The organism is Dyadobacter sp. BE31 (assembly GCF_031457695.1).
GTDB lineage: Bacteria > Bacteroidota > Bacteroidia > Cytophagales > Spirosomataceae > Dyadobacter.
On record NZ_JAVDXA010000002.1, the window covers coordinates 1,037,709 to 1,053,054 of the forward strand.

Consider the following 15,346-nt stretch of genomic DNA (forward strand, 5'->3'; position numbering starts at 1 on the left):
TCTATTTTGAGGGACGGGCGGCGTCTAGTTTTGCTTTAAACTAAAACAAACAAAACAATGATAGCCATCACAGGAGCAAACGGAAACCTTGGGAAAGCCACCCTTTCATTTTTATTGAAAAAAACACAGCCGGAAAACATCGTCGCGATTGTGCGCGACGCCGACAAGCTCAGCGACTATGCGGGCTCGGGCATATGCATCCGCGTGGCCGATTACGAAGATCAGGAATCGCTGGAGCGTGCGCTGACCGGCGTACACAGGCTGTTGCAGATATCGGCTTCGGCCACGGGTGTGCGGGCGTTGGCGCAGGAAACACGGGTGGTACATGCAGCGGTGAAATGCGGCGTGAAAGAGATCGCTTACACCAGCACGCTTTTTCCGGAGGAGTCGGCGCATTTCCAAGCGGCGCACATTTGCCGGAACACCGAAGCGCTGATCCGTCAGAGTGGGATGCGCTATGTATTTTTCCGTAACAGCATGTACCATGAAACGATCCCGCTTTTTATCGGCGAAGCTATGGGCGACGGCCGGATTTTCTACCCGTCGGGCAGCGGACGCGTGAGTTTCGCTTCACGGAAGGATATCGCCGAGGCATTGTCCAATGTACTCACCGGGCCAGCATTCGACAACACCACGCATGATATTACCGGGCCGGAAATGCTCAGTTTTGCGGATATTGCATCGGAGTTGAAGAATATAGCAGGTTATCCGGAAGCGGCGCATACCGACATTTCGCCGGAAGATTACCGCAAAGGCCTGCTCGGTTTCGGGCTGGATGAGGAGGAGGCCGGTTTTTACGCCAGCATGGCCGACAGCATCCGGGCAGGGGAATTTGCAAAGACGCACACTTCGCTGGAAGGATTCCTCGGTCGTAAACCGCTTGGTGTTCAGGAATATCTGCGGGGATTGTTTTGAAAAAATCGGTAACTTGCCTACCTACTCAATAGCCATGAAATACCATCAGATTCAGCCGCCGCCGCATTTGCAGGACTACGTCCGGTACTACTGGGCGCTCGAAAGTTCGGGACGGCCCGACGAGCAGGTGCATTTCGTGACCATCGCCGACGGTTCTCCGGGGATCATATTCCAGCAATCGCCGGGAGCCTCGTTTCAGGAGGGGAAGGAGCTGTCGTCCATATTCCTGTACGGGCAGTCGACCGCGCATACCCGCATCGTTTCGCCGGCGACTTTCAGCACCATTGGCGTTTACTTCTATCCGCATGCCCTGAAATCCATTTTCGGTATGGATTCCAACGAACTGACCGACGACTGCCTCGACCTCGATCTGCTGCTGAACGGCAAGCGACTGATGGAGAAGCTGGAAAGCACCTCCGATGTGGAAGCCAAGGCCAATATCCTTTCCGAGTGCCTCTGGGAACAGATTTGCCGCAACGATCACGCGCTGCAAACCGCCACGCGCTACGCATTGCAGCGGATCATCCAGTCGCAGGGGGCCGTCTCCCTGAAAGACCTCCGTCTCGAACTGCAAGTATCGGAACGCACGCTTGAAAGGCGTTTTCAGGAAGGGATAGGCTTGTCGCCCACGCTGTTTGCACGGATCTGCCGTTTCCAGGCCTCGCTCAACCAGCTCCGCAGCCAGTTGTACGACAAGCTTTCCGACATCGCTTTCGAGCAGGAATACGCCGACCAGTCGCATTTCATCCGCAATTTCAAAGAGTTTACTGGGCTGACGCCATTTCAGTTCCGAAAGCGCATGTGCGAGACTGTGGAGAACTTCCCGGTGCTGGTTCAGTCGTAGGCCACAAAAAAGTGGGCACCGAAGCTGACGCCCACTTTTATATTACCACAACAATAATCTATTTTTTGACGATTTTCCTCGTCAGGACCTTCTGGTCGGACACTATGCGGAGAATGTAGATTCCGGGAGAAGCAGTTTTGATATCCACTTCCATATGCGATTGTTTCTTGAACGATTTGCCAAACATCATCTGACCATCGGCACCGAACACTTCAACTTTTCCCGATGGTATGCCGCTCAGGTTTACATTGAAAACGCCATTGCCCGGGTTGGGGTATACGGCGTTTTCGGGTAGCTCTTCGGTATTTCCGGCTGGCGACGGTATGTTAGGGAAAGTCTCAACAACCCGGTCTGCCGAAGCAGTCCGTGCATTGTAGTCGTTGGTACAGCCTTCTAGGTAAGCTCGCACTTCCGATCCGGAAACACTTGTGAACCCGTCTTTTAGCAATACTTCATCAGACGCGTGATAAATTGCTTTACCACCGCTAGCGATGTTGTTTTGCAACGTGATAGTGGCCGATGCCTGTTGCTGGTCGATGGAAACAGAATTCACTTCCGACGTGATTGTGCGGTTAGCGACACATTCTTCCAAGCCAGTAACAATTAGCGAAAACCATTGACCATTATTGTAAAGACTTCCTTTGTGTGAAACAGTCAGGGTATATTTTTGCCCGGCAACAGGATTCGCAATTTCTATTTTTTCAATATTATCGCGGTTGTTATCACCCTTTAGAGCTGGTCCGTTGTAGTTTGTGCTGTCAAGTTTCCAGGGATAGTAAGTATTTACTCCATCCGAAAGTCGAATATCGAGGTTGTTGACAAGCTGGATCATCGGATCATTATCCATTACAACTGTACCTGCCTTGTCCGTCCAGGAGATCGATGCGGCTAGTGGCTCTGAACCGGAGGCTATAAATTCTCTTTTAAAGGTCTTGCCACCACCCAGAGAATCTTCAAGAATCGCAGATTTTCCACCATTATTACTGATTGTTTTTGCTGCGCTTTCTACGTTCAGCAAGCCCCATCCGAAAGTAATATCCGGGCCCGGTGCAGGTCCTGCTTCACTAGCGGTGTGCAGCACCAATCCCTTAACAGTGGAGCCTCTCATAAAAGTGCTGTTGACGTTGTTGTAGTGCTGTTGTAACAATAATACGGCACCAGTCACTTGTGGAGCTGAAAAGGAGGTACCGGTACCACCGGCATAGAAATCATTGTCATTAGCAGCTTTCAAACCGGCTACGTCCTCGCCATTTGCAGCGATATCAGGTTTGATACGACCATCGTCGGTAGGCCCCCGGCTGGAATAAAATGCTTTGACCACGGACGACGGACCCGTGTAGTTCGTAAGTTGCGCAGTACTGGCTACGCTAATCATGTTTTTTCCGTTCGCGTAGTGTACCAGCTGATCTGTACCGGTGGTTGGATTTAGGTATGCATTACCCGCGGACCATACACAAGTATAGTAAGGAGCCAGATATCCAATGTTGTCAAAACTTGCCGCAGAAGAAGAATAGTAACTTACGGGAACGTCCCAATAAGTATGATTGGAGACGAGCAAACCGTTAGCTACTTCGTTTGCTACTTCACTTACGTCATTGTCGGCATAATACGCTCTGACATTCGCTTTGAATGCAACACCGATGGCCTTTCCGTAAACACTCGAAGGGCTGTAAGCGCCGGTCGCTATGATCTGTCCCGCCACAAATGTAGCATGGTTTCGGACTGTAGCATTTTCAAGATTCAAAGCTCGGTTTTCCAGAGCAACGTGTGTCGCCCTCACATTCCCGTCGTCCCACATTCCGGCGGTCATGCCTTCACCCTGTACGGAAAGTCCAAGCGCGCCCCCTGCGTATAAGCTAGTCGATTTAATCGCCTGGTTACCGTCAGAGTCAAGGAATTTGGCATATACCGGCTTTCCTGCGCTGTCCAGTCTCATCACAATTTTGGGCGGTTCGTCGGGCGAGGTGGAGGTGACATTTTTTCCGGTTGGTTCGATCTGACGCATCATGCGTTGATACTCATCGTTGTGCTTCCTGCTGAATTCCTGAAGCTCCTTTACCCGGGTTAGCTTTTTTATTTTTTCTTTCTCCTCGGCAGTCTGCGAATAACAAACCTGGGCAATAAACAAGGAGAAAAAAGGTATGATCCATTTTTTCATATTGCTTTCGATTGATTATTTGTTAATCGCTTTCAATTTTTCAATTTCTGCCTGCTGACTACTTAGCTTTTTTTGTATCTCAATGAGATAGAGCGTTAGCTCTTCAATTTTTTCCTGCTGTATCTTCGCAATTTCGCCTAGGCTTAATCCTTCCTCTTCCACCGTTTTAGCCGATGGTACATTTGGTAGGTGTCCATTTTTTTCAATGTACTTTTCAACGGCTGCCAGATCCTTTAATTGATAACCCGGCTGGAAAACATAATCAGCCCAGCCTGTCCGAATCCGCACCTCTTCTGTTAATATTCCTCCCTTCACAAACAGTTTATACGTACTTACATCCGCTGTGCCTACGGTAGTTGGGAAAGAGGATGTGCTCACACCTACTTTTCCATTCAATACCAATTTTCCGGCATCGAATTCACCATAGATCAATGGTTGAATTGTATCGGAGTTGGCGATATAAAGTTTATTGTTTCCCAATTCCTTGAATCCTGCTTTATAACCTACTGCAACATTGCCGCTACCTATTTGGTTGTTATTGCCGGCTGTTTGCCCTACGTAAGTATTTCTGCTTCCGCTTGTTGTTTTAAGACCAGCGTTAGCGCCCAGAAAGGTATTTGCCTCACCAATCGTGTTGAACCATCCGGCTCCGAATCCCAAAAATGAGTTTGTTTTTCCTGTTGTATTCTCGATGCCTGAGTAGCCTCCTGCAAATACATTGTATCGACCAGTAGTGGTTTTTGAGCCCGAGAAGCTACCGATAAAAGTATTAGCCGAACCTGAAGTGTTGGCAGTTCCTGCCTTATAACCAATAAAAACGCCCTCGTCGCCCGTAGTATTGGCTGTACCACTGTAAGCACCAAAAAATGAATTTCGAGGGCCTGTGGTTACTGCGCCCGAATTGACACCGAAATAGGACGCTTCACTGCCTCCGGTCCCTGCACCCGAACCATCATAAGTTACCGTCCCCGAAAAACTTTGCGTGCGTGCGTTGCGCGACGTGTCGGGGGAAACTGTCTGTGCATTCACTGAAATGGAGGTAATTGATAGCAAAAGGGTAGCCGCCATCAGCGCCGATTGTACTGATTTTTTCATTGTACATGAATTGTGAATATTCCCTACTCTGTTACAGGTTTTTCGGGGAGCACCTCAATGTTAGAATGGGATAACAAATCTGTCGGAAGAGACATAATCCCTCCATCTGAGTTTGACAGAAATGAACAATGTGCAGTAAAATATGAGGTGCTTAAAGGCGCCGCAATATAGAAGGGATTTTTGAATATCTACGAATAGATTTGTGCAAAATAATATAAATGTATTTTCATTATTGTCTTGATAGAAATAGATATACAAAAAATGTAGTATCTATTTGTAATGGCCTATTCAAGGGATAATTTTTTGTAGATATTAACTTCCAATTAGGGATTGAAAGTAATCATTGGTTCAACCGCGTGCCATTTAAATCGTGCAGATACCGGGTGATGATCTGAAAGCGGAAGCCCGTCGGTATTGTAAAATGATTGCTTTTCCAAAACATATTCGGAAGGCTCCAAGTGGATGGAATCGCTGCTGCGAAACAGTATTTTGTCGATCGTTTCAGTGGAATCGTTGACGGAAAGGATGTCATTTGGCGGTAAGCCTTCTTTTACTTTCGGAATGACACCGTTGCAATGTAAACGTACCCAGGTATCACTCAATCCATTCTCCCGCAACAACCAATCCACATTATCCTGCCCGAAACTGTACCGGCCGTTCAGATCGCCCATCACGATGACGGCGTTGCCGGGCGAATGCTGGCGGATGTAGGCCGATAGCTGTTCCATGTTGCGGCGGCGCGCGAGAGCGGCACGCGGGTGGTTGTACGCGTTGGCGTGTACGTTGTAGAAGTCGATAAAGCGGTTAGGGGCGATTTCGATGCGTGTATAGGTGAAACCTTTGGGCGTAAAACAGTCCGCGCCGGTGCAGTCCGTCCAGGCTATGCGGCGGAGGTGCTTTACCGGAAATTTGGAAAGGGTATTGAGTCCGTCGCCGGTCATGACGGCCCCTTTGGTAGGTGTGCGGTAGCGATGGGTATTGCCGGCATTGTACAAATATTGATTGTAATTGAAATCCTCCTGTACGTGGGCGATGTCGAAGCGGTTGAGCAGACGACCGATGGCGGAAATACTCTCTTTTCGGGGCGTGGCGGCGCTGCAAATGACCTGGGGAAGTCCGGCGATGTTGTAGGTAATGACGGAGAAGCTGCCGGCGCTGGCGGAATCTGCCGCCCATTGGGCCGGATAGGCACCGGGCTGTTCGGTCATTTCGCGGGTGGCGGGAGTGGCTTCGGTCACGAAGAAGAGGATACAAAGCCAGGAAACGGATTTGAGAAATCTGTTTTTGTCAGGAAATAAATATGCCCACATACAGCGCCGGTTGGTATGCCCAAAACTACGGGCAGCGTGTGGTCAGGATAATTCCAAATTGTTAAGAATACATTATTTTTCAGGCGGATAGCGCCTTTTGAGATGTAATCCGCCGGTTGCGACGCTAACTTCGCGGCAGTTCAATTTTTTAACAGTGATAATCTATTCCATGACCCGTTTCCTGAACAAAATCCTTACTGGCGCTGCATGCTTCATGACCGCCTTCATGAGTCCCGCTTTTTCCCAGTCTGTTCCAAAGAAATCGTTCCTCGTGTGCGGCGATAGTAAGGTGCTGGTAGTGGATTATGCCAATTCCAAAGACAGTATCCCCGAAATTATATGGTCTTGGGATGCGCACCAGGCGATGGACCTGCCGGAGCATTTCCGGTCAAAATTGTTCAACACAATGGACGACTGCAAGGCTGTCCGCGGAGGGAAGCAGTTACTGGTGTCGTCGTCCAGCGGGGCCATTGCATTGCTGGATGTAAAGGACAGGAAGGTACTTTTCCACGCCAGCGTCCCCAACGCGCATTCGATCGAACTGCTACCCGGCGACCTCGTTGCTGCGGCCGCCTCGGTACAGCCTGCGGGGAACAAACTGATGCTCTTTTCGTTGAAACAGCCCGACAAACCTTTGTATACCGATTCCCTCTATTCCGCACACGGCGTGGTGTGGAATGAAAAGCGGAAGAGCGTTTTTGCATTGGGTTACGACGTGCTGCGTGAGTACAAGATCGTTTCCGGGAACAGTCTTAAAATGATTGCAAAATGGACGATACCCGGCATTGGCGGCCACGAATTGCAGCCCGCGAATGCATCGGGCGATTTGTTCGTCACCGAGCACCATGGTACCTGGCTGTTCAGCCTGGCCACGCAGCAGTTTACCAAAATCAAAGGATTTCCCGACGCGGAGAATGTCAAAAGTCTGGGCAGAGACGCTTCCGGGCAATATATTTACACCATTCCCGAAGAGAGCTGGTGGACATTCCATGTGAAATTCCACGAGCCCGCACGCAGCTTCGCGTTCCCGGATATGCATGTATACAAGGCGCGATGGTTTGGAAACGGGCTGTGAGGCTCCGGCCGGTTTTAAATAATTGTTATGAAAATGGCATTTCCGGCTTGGCGAATGCCATTTCAGCGGATATTTGCGGGCAGATCCCGGCCCCCAAACAGTTATTCAAACCGCCGGGACACCAATTCATGAAAGCTTTTTCCCGACTATCAATTCCTCTTTTTGCCCTTTTGCCGTGGGCCGTTTCTGCTCAAAGCAGCAACGACAACCCGCTGTCGCGCGCGCATTCACACAACGATTATATGCAGGCCGCGCCGTTTACACTGGCCTACCAGCATCAGTTCGGCTCGGTAGAGGCCGATGTGCATTTCCGCAACGATACGCTTTTCGTCGCGCACGATTCCAAGGATATCAGCGCCGACCGCACTTTTGAAAAGCTGTATTTGCAGCAGATTATCAAACGAATCACTCAAAACCAGGGAAGCATATATAAGGATAAAAGCCGGGTAATGACCCTGCTGGTAGACCTCAAGACTGCCTCTCAGCCTACCTTGCAGGCATTGGTGAAAGCATTGGCGCCGCATGAGGCATTGCTGGCCCCGAAGGGCTCCGTGAAAGTGGTGGTGAGCGGCAATACGCCTGCGCCGGACCAGTTTGAGCAATATCCCGCTTACATTTTCTTCGATGGCCGCCCGGGTGTAAACTATACTGCCGCGCAAGCTGCCCGGGTTGGGATGATCAGCCAGGACTTCCATAGGTATTCGCAATGGAACGGAAAAGGCATTCCCGTTGAAAAAGACCGCAAGGCACTGGTGGATGCGATTGCCAACGCACACGCAATGGGCAAGCCGTTCCGTTTCTGGGCCAGTCCCGACAATATCAATGCCTGGAAAGTGCTGATGAACCTCGGTGCAGATTATATCAATACCGACCACGTTGCCGAGCTGGGCACATTTCTGAGCGGCCGCAAGAACGCCGAGTACCAATCCACGGAGTTTTACAAGCCTTATCAACCCACCTACAAAAACAATGACGCGCTCGGCAAGGTGAAGAACATCATCCTGCTTATTGGCGATGGGATGGGCCTGGCGCAGATTTACTCGGGCCTCACTGCCAACCGTGGGGACCTCCATCTCGGCCGGTTCCTGAATATCGGTTTTTCCAAAACGGCCTCTTCGGATAACTACATTACCGATTCAGCGGCGGGTGCTACTGCCTTTGCGACGGGCCATAAAACACGCAATCGTGCTATCGGCGTCGACCCCAACCTCGTAGCGGTGCCGTCCATTATCCGCCAGGTGAAAGCCACGGGCCGGAAGGCGGCGTTGATCTCGGCAGGCGACATTACCGATGCCACCCCGGCCTGCTTTTACGCACACCGCCCCGAGCGGAGCCAGATGGAGGAAATCGCGACCGACTACCTGAAAGAACCCGTGGATGTGCTGATCGGCGGCGGTTACAGCCATTTTGATAAAACGAAAACGGCCGATTCGCTGAAAGCACGCGGTTTTCAGGTTTCCAACAACTGGAATGACCTGGCCGGTATGAAAGCGCCTTTCGTGCTGCTGGACGACAAGCATGTGGTATCGATGCAGAAAGGTCGCGGCGATTTCCTCAAAGATTCATTTCAAAAGGCACTCCAATCGCTGCAATCGAACCCAAAAGGCTTCTTCATGATGGCCGAGGGCGCGCAGGTCGATTACGGCGGCCACGCGAACATCGTACCCTACGTGGTGACCGAAATGCTGGATTTTGATAAGCTGGTAGGAGAGGCACTCCGCTTTGCCGATTCCAATGGCGAAACGCTCGTGATCGTCACCGCCGACCACGAAACCGGCGGCCTCACACTCCTGGACGGCAACCTGAAAACCGGCTACGTCGACGGCCAGTTCAGCACCAGCGACCACACCGGCGTTATGGTACCCGTTTTCGCCTACGGCCCGCACTCGCTGGATTTCAGAGGGGTGTACGAGAATACGGAGATCTTTCAGAAGATGAGGAAGGTTTTAATGCGCTAGTGCAAAGCTACTGCTTTGCACACACTATTTGCAGGCCTCTGGCCGGCCGGTACTGGAAGAGCGATACTTGCGTACTGACCGGCCGGAGGCCTGCAAATGGTAGGCACGAAGGCAGACCTTCGCGCCATTCCCTTTTTAAAAACATTTAATAACCATATTTTCCTATTTGATCCGTTTTGATGTTTACATTTGTGCAAATCTGCCATGTATTCCATTGAAGATAGACGCGTTACATAATGAAACGGAGTTGCTGACTGATATTGCAGCCGGTAGCGAAAAGGCATTTGCCACGCTGTTTCACTGGTACCGCGACAAGGTCTATTCCGCCGCATTCCGGCTCACGCATTCCAGCTTTCTGGCCGAAGAGGTCGTTCAGGACGTATTTTTGAAATTGTGGGTAAAAAGGGAAGCATTGCTTGAAATCGCGGGTTTCGAGGATTATCTCTTCATCATGACCCGCAACCACGTTTTTTCGGCCCTCAAAAGAATGGCCCGGCAGCAACAGCTCGTCGACGATCTTCAACTTGAATTGCCCGCCGGGGAAAACACCACCTACAACCGCCTGCTCGACCTCGAAATCGAGGAAATCGTGCATCAGGCGGTGGAGCTTTTGCCTGCGCAGCAAAAACAGGTTTACCTCATGAGCAAGGAGCAGGAGTTGAAGCGCGAAGAAATCGCGAAGAAGCTCCGTATCTCTTCGGAAACCGTTAAAACCCACCTCGCCCGCGCATTGCGCCACATCCGCGCGTACAGCAAATTGAAGCTCGAAATCTCGATTTCATGGCTGCTGTTTTTCCTGGTAAATTAATTTTTAAACTTTTTTTTGTCGCATTGTCCCCCGAAACTGCCGGGCGGGAGTCTTTACGGGTGAAGGTCGGTAAAAGCCTTCCGTAATCCTGACTACTTATGCAAAACCGACGACTGGATGACTTGTTTTTCCGGTATTGTGAGAAAAAGATCACCGATGAAGAGCGGGAAGAGCTGATGGCCATGCTGCTTTCGGACGATAACCGTGAGCAGATCAACGGGCTGATTGATCAGTTTATCCGGAACGATGGTGCAAAACATGCATTATCCGACGAAACGGCAGACGATATTTTGAGTTCGATATTTTCGGCTACCGGGATGCGAGGCACCAAGCAGGAGCTCGACGTCAACGAACGAGAGCTTGGCGCCAACAAGCAAGGGCTCGGCGCCAATGAGCGGGGGATGGGCGGAGGCGAGCAGGAACCCGACGCGAACGAGTCCGGCAGCGAAACAAGGAGCGGCCCGATGTGGCTATTCAGGCTGGCGGCGGCTTCGGTGGTGCTATTTCTCGTGTACGGAAGCTACCGGTGGTTCAATAAATCGAAACCCGCGCCGCAGGCAGCGGTCATGCATAGCGTGTACGGTGAGGATGCGGCTGCGGGAGGCAACAGGGCGAGCCTTACCCTGGCCGACGGCCGGACCTACGACCTGAATACGATCACTGAACGAAACCTGCTGGTGCAGCCGGGAACCACGATCGACAAATCGAAAGGGGAGGTGATATATGGTAAAAACAATACAAATGATGGCGCAGTGGCCTATAATGTGCTCAAAACACCGCTCGGCGGGCAATATAAGATCGTGTTGCCGGATGGCTCACGGGCCTGGCTCAATGCCGGGTCGAGCCTGAAATACCCTACGGCTTTTAAAGGCGACAGGCGGGATGTCGAAATGACGGGCGAAGTATATTTTGAAATAGAACCCGACAAGACCAGGCCGTTCCTGGTACGCGTGGCGGATAAAAAACGGGGTGGTAAGGATATGGAAATCACTGTTTTAGGTACGCATTTCAATATCAGCTCCTATGGCGACGAGCCTACCATGCAGACGACGCTACTCGAAGGCTCCGTGCGTGTGAAGAAGGACGAAGTGACCAAAGTGCTCACACCGGGCCAGCAGGCGCGTGTGGTGACGGGCGAAGCCGCGCATGACATTGCTGTGAAAACGGTTGATACCGAGAGTGTTGTGGCCTGGAAAGAGGGGCGCTTCGAGTTCAATGGGAATATCCGCGAGATTATGCGGCAGATTTCGCGCTGGTACGACCTGGATGTGAAATATGAAGGAAATGTGGAGCGAAAATCTTTTGCAGGGACTATCTCGCGCAAAAACAATGTGTCGGAAGTGCTGAAAATGCTCGAAATGACGGGTGGCATCCAGTTTCGGATCGACGACAGGAAAATTACCGTGAAAAATACAGATTGAATACCTTCAACTTAAACCTGCCCCTGAACATGAGCCGCCTGAATTCCTCCTGAACTGCTTACCGGAAAGGATGATGAGGAAAAAGACCGGATGCGTTGCGACCGCACCCGGCCCGACCTGATCAGTCCTGAGATCATTGGACAACGATACATTCACTTTTAACCAGGCATACAAAACTATGAAATTTGTATACAAGGGCAAAACTGTCCTGTGGAGGGCGTATATACTAATCCGTTCTCGATGGGGGCTATATGCCGTAAAACACCGAACCGACTTTGGCAAAGTCCTCCTGACGATGAAATTAACCGTGTTGATATTCCTGATTGGTACATTGCAGGTGCTGGCCGAAGACACATTCGCCCAGCAGGTATCGATCAAAAAGAAGGACGCAACTTTACTGGAAGTGCTCAGGACCGTGAGGAAACAAACGGGCTTCCTGTTCATTTGCGACCTCGAAATGCTGGACCAGGCCGAAAAGGTCAATATCAATGTGACGAACGCGCCCTTGAAAGAGGTGCTGGACGCCTGCTTTGCCGGGCAGCCATTGACCTACAATATCGTCGACAAGACGATCATCGTGAAGAAAAAGCGAGAGCCGGCGCGTAAACCGAAAGAACAGGCGAGCCTGAAAGAGCCGTTTTCCTTCACCTCCGATCCGGTTTTGAAGGAAAAAATGACGGAATTGATGCGAAAGAAGGTCAACCTGCAAACGATCTTCGATATTACCGTCACGGGTAAGGTTTCCGACGAAAAAGGCGAGCCTCTAGCCGGTGTGAACGTAATCCAGAAAGGTACCCAGCGCGGTACTTCCACCAATGAGCAAGGGGTGTTTAATATTGATATCACGGACGCCGACGCGGTGCTGACGTTCTCTTTTGTCGGATTTATGTCGCAGGAGGTGATCGTAGGACGCCGAAGCCAGATCGACGTAACCCTGAAAATCGACAATAAGGCATTGGAAGAGGTGGTAGTCGTCGGTTATGGTACGCAGAAGCGTTCGGACCTGACGGGCTCGGTATCGTCGGTGAAGTCGGAGGAGATCAAAAACCTGCCGGTACGCAGCGTGAATGAAGCATTGCAGGGCCGTGCGGCCGGTGTGCAGGTGACGCGCCCGGATGGTTCGCCGGGAGGTGGGTCCGATATTGTGATCCGCGGCGTGGGTTCCATCGGAGGTATGGCGCCGCTTTACATTGTGGATGGGATCCGGATGTCGGCCGGCAATAACTTCAACTTGCAGGACGTCGAATCCATTGAAATTCTGAAAGATGCGAGTGCGGCGGCCATTTATGGCGCACAGGCGGCGGGCGGCGTGGTGCTGGTCACGACGAAGCGCGGCGTGGCGGGTTCCGACAAGATGAATATCAACTTCAATGCCTATTATGGCGTACGGAAGCCGGTGAACCTGTATTCGATGCTGAATACGCCTGATTATATCAAAGCCAAGGCTGCTTCGGGTGTGAATACCGGCGGCTGGGGCGATCCTAACACATTGCCGGATAACAACTGGACCGACCAGATTTACCAAAACGGCAGCGACCAGAGCTATTCGCTTTCGTTGTCAGGCGCTACGCCCAAAACCAACTATTACCTCTCGGCCAACTACCAGCGCGAAGGCGGTACCATCATCGATAACTGGTTTGAGCGCTACGGGATCCGTTCCAATGCGGATTTCAAGATCAACAACCGGTTGAAAGTGGGAGAGACGCTGTACGGTTGGAGCACGCGTAACAACCCCGTGCAAACCAGCACATTCCCATTCCGCTCGGCGCCGGTGATCCCCGTCTACGATCCGACCAACCCCGTGGGCGGCTGGGCGAAAACCGGCACTTTTTTCACCGGGCCCAACCTCGTGGCGAACGAGCTTATCAACCACGCGAAGAACAACCAGTATGCATTGGAAGGAAACGTTTACCTCGATTGGGAAATCGTCAAAGGCCTGAACTTCCGCTCGACATTCGGGGCGTCGATTTATGCGGTAAACAATTATAAATTCACGGAAGCCTACGATTTTGGTACGCTCAAAAATCTGAATGCATTCCTGAGTCGCGACCAGAACAATACCCGGAACTTTACCGGGAACTTCGTCCTCACCTACGCGAAGACCTTCGGACGTCACGAAATCAAGGCGATGGCGGGTTACGAGGCCTATCAATCGAACCTTAGCAACCTGCACGGGGAAGCACAGGGTTTTCAGGTGATTACCTATAACCTGGGCATGACCACCAACCCGAGTACCTACAAAACAAGCGGCGGAGAGTTTCCGCAAACGCGCCTGCTTTCGCAGTTCGGGCGGATCAACTATACATTTGCCGACAAGTATCTTTTCACAGCCAATGTACGCCGCGATGGTTCCGACCGCTTCGGGCCGGCCAACAAATGGGGTGTGTTCCCGTCCTTTTCGGTAGGCTGGAAAGTGAGCGAAGAGGCTTTCGTGCGGGATAATTTTTCACAGGTTTCGAACCTGAAAGTCCGCGCGAGCTATGGTAAACTGGGAAGCACGAGCAGCATTCAGCAATACACCTACCAGGCGTCGTTTGGCGGCAGCGGCGGTACCAATATCCTCGGTTTGCCCAACGGAGACCGTTCAAAAGGTTATGCTCTGACGGCCCAGTTGCCCAACCAGAATATCAAATGGGAGCAGGTGAACCAGACCGACATCGGTATCGATCTCGGTTTGTTCAAGAATGCACTGAATATCACCGCCGACTGGTACAGCCGCCAGACCCAGGACATGATCTACCAGGTGCCGGTACCGGTTTCGGCGGGCTTCTATGGGTCGAGTGTGTATACCAATATCGGCCAGATGAGCAACAAAGGGCTTGAACTGGCGGTAGATTACCGGGGTAAGGTGAGAGATTTTACCTATTCCGTGAGCGCGAATGCAGCATTTAACAAAAACCTGGTGAAACAGCTGAGCGGTACCAACAACAACCCGATCAACGACGGTGCGGCAGGCGATTACCTCGAAAGTACCGTTACGCGTACGCAGGCAGGCAAGCCGCTGAGCCAGTTTTACGGCTACATTGTGGAAGGCTTGTTCCAGACCGATTCGGAAGTAGCCGCATTGAACCAGAGCGCGCAGGAGGCTGCCGCCGCGGCAGGTAAACCAACCACCGGCGTGTTCTTCCAGAATGCCGGCACCGGCGCGGGCGACCTGAAATTCCGCGACGTGAATGGCGACGGCCGCATTACCATCGACGATAAGACCTATATCGGGAACCCCTGGCCGAAAATCACTTACGGCTTCTCGCTGAACCTCGGTTGGAAAGGCATTGACTTGCAGGCGATGTTCCAGGGCGTGCAGGGTGTGGATGTTTTCAACGGAAACAAATATTACACCCAGTTTTTCGTCGGCGATTACAATACCACCAACGACATCTTCAAAACCTCGTTTTTCAACGGAAACGGCCTCACCGACCAGCCTCGCGTGGGTACGAAGGACGCTTCGGGTAACTACGTCCGCGACCCGAACTCGAACTATACCCGTATTTCCTCGTTCGTGGTTGAAAACGGTTCGTTCCTGAAACTGCGCAACCTCCAAGTGGGCTACACATTGCCTTCTGCATTGGTGAAACAATGGAAAATGAGCGGTTTGCGGGTTTATTTCCAGGCACAGAACCTGCTCACATTTACCGGCTACTCGGGCCTCGACCCGGAAGTGCTCGGTCGCAACGGTACCACCGCCCGCGGGCTCGACACGATTTATTCGTACCCGCGCACGAGGCTGGTTTCCATGGGTATCGATCTGAATTTCTAACCGAT

General features: G+C 51.6%; 10 protein-coding genes. 7 read left to right on the forward strand and 3 right to left on the reverse strand.

Annotation, left to right across the window (positions count from 1 at the left end; translation table 11 throughout):
* The first annotated feature begins 57 nt into the window (after positions 1-57).
* Positions 58-915 (forward strand): NAD(P)H-binding protein, encoded by an 858-nt coding sequence (locus tag J2Y43_RS12880; RefSeq protein WP_309983107.1) that lies wholly within the window; start codon positions 58-60, stop codon positions 913-915.
* Positions 916-949: 34 nt separating this feature from the next.
* Entirely contained in the window at positions 950-1,759 is an 810-nt protein-coding gene (locus tag J2Y43_RS12885) for a helix-turn-helix domain-containing protein (protein ID WP_309983109.1), read from the forward strand.
* A gap of 58 nt (positions 1,760-1,817) precedes the next feature.
* On the opposite strand, the gene J2Y43_RS12890 is transcribed toward J2Y43_RS12885, so the two are convergent.
* The 3 genes from J2Y43_RS12890 to J2Y43_RS12900 all read right to left on the reverse strand — a co-directional run bounded on the left by J2Y43_RS12890 (position 1,818) and on the right by J2Y43_RS12900 (position 6,322).
* The gene (locus J2Y43_RS12890) at positions 1,818-3,917 is read right to left on the reverse strand and encodes a S8 family peptidase (protein ID WP_309983111.1); all 2,100 of its coding nucleotides are present in this window, start codon (positions 3,915-3,917) and stop codon (positions 1,818-1,820) included.
* A 15-nt stretch (positions 3,918-3,932) separates the two neighbouring features.
* The gene (locus tag J2Y43_RS12895; protein ID WP_309983113.1) at positions 3,933-5,012 is read right to left on the reverse strand and encodes a hypothetical protein; all 1,080 of its coding nucleotides are present in this window, start codon (positions 5,010-5,012) and stop codon (positions 3,933-3,935) included.
* A 323-nt stretch (positions 5,013-5,335) separates the two neighbouring features.
* The gene (locus tag J2Y43_RS12900; protein ID WP_309983115.1) at positions 5,336-6,322 is read right to left on the reverse strand and encodes an endonuclease/exonuclease/phosphatase family protein; all 987 of its coding nucleotides are present in this window, start codon (positions 6,320-6,322) and stop codon (positions 5,336-5,338) included.
* A gap of 169 nt (positions 6,323-6,491) precedes the next feature.
* On the opposite strand from J2Y43_RS12900, the gene J2Y43_RS12905 reads away from it, so the two are divergent.
* From J2Y43_RS12905 to J2Y43_RS12925, 5 genes are all read left to right on the forward strand, one after another.
* The gene (locus J2Y43_RS12905) at positions 6,492-7,397 is read left to right on the forward strand and encodes a DUF6528 family protein (RefSeq protein WP_309983117.1); all 906 of its coding nucleotides are present in this window, start codon (positions 6,492-6,494) and stop codon (positions 7,395-7,397) included.
* Positions 7,398-7,525: 128 nt separating this feature from the next.
* The gene (locus J2Y43_RS12910; RefSeq protein ID WP_309983119.1) at positions 7,526-9,355 is read left to right on the forward strand and encodes an alkaline phosphatase; all 1,830 of its coding nucleotides are present in this window, start codon (positions 7,526-7,528) and stop codon (positions 9,353-9,355) included.
* Positions 9,356-9,569: 214 nt separating this feature from the next.
* Positions 9,570-10,163 carry an RNA polymerase sigma-70 factor gene (locus J2Y43_RS12915; protein WP_309983122.1) on the forward strand — a complete coding sequence of 198 codons (594 nt, stop codon included), beginning with the start codon at positions 9,570-9,572 and terminating at the stop codon, positions 10,161-10,163.
* 98 nt (positions 10,164-10,261) lie between these two features.
* Positions 10,262-11,584, forward strand: a complete 1,323-nt coding sequence (locus tag J2Y43_RS12920; protein ID WP_309983125.1) for a FecR domain-containing protein — start codon at positions 10,262-10,264, stop codon at positions 11,582-11,584.
* Between the two features lie 295 nt (positions 11,585-11,879).
* On the forward strand, positions 11,880-15,341 hold the full coding sequence (locus J2Y43_RS12925; RefSeq protein ID WP_309983127.1) for a TonB-dependent receptor: 3,462 nt from the start codon (positions 11,880-11,882) through the stop codon (positions 15,339-15,341).
* Positions 15,342-15,346 lie beyond the last annotated feature (5 nt).

What these genes read in the sequence shown, in the direction of transcription:
- J2Y43_RS12880 (WP_309983107.1), top strand. Translation starts at nt 58, where the DNA reads ATGATAGCCATCACAGGAGCAAACGGAAACCTTGGGAAAGCCACCCTT.
- J2Y43_RS12925 (WP_309983127.1), top strand. Translation starts at nt 11,880, where the DNA reads ATGAAATTAACCGTGTTGATATTCCTGATTGGTACATTGCAGGTGCTG.
- J2Y43_RS12885 (WP_309983109.1), top strand. Translation starts at nt 950, where the DNA reads ATGAAATACCATCAGATTCAGCCGCCGCCGCATTTGCAGGACTACGTC.
- J2Y43_RS12895 (WP_309983113.1), bottom strand. Translation starts at nt 5,012, where the DNA reads ATGAAAAAATCAGTACAATCGGCGCTGATGGCGGCTACCCTTTTGCTA.
- J2Y43_RS12920 (WP_309983125.1), top strand. Translation starts at nt 10,262, where the DNA reads ATGCAAAACCGACGACTGGATGACTTGTTTTTCCGGTATTGTGAGAAA.
- J2Y43_RS12900 (WP_309983115.1), bottom strand. Translation starts at nt 6,322, where the DNA reads ATGTGGGCATATTTATTTCCTGACAAAAACAGATTTCTCAAATCCGTT.
- J2Y43_RS12890 (WP_309983111.1), bottom strand. Translation starts at nt 3,917, where the DNA reads ATGAAAAAATGGATCATACCTTTTTTCTCCTTGTTTATTGCCCAGGTT.
- J2Y43_RS12905 (WP_309983117.1), top strand. Translation starts at nt 6,492, where the DNA reads ATGACCCGTTTCCTGAACAAAATCCTTACTGGCGCTGCATGCTTCATG.
- J2Y43_RS12910 (WP_309983119.1), top strand. Translation starts at nt 7,526, where the DNA reads ATGAAAGCTTTTTCCCGACTATCAATTCCTCTTTTTGCCCTTTTGCCG.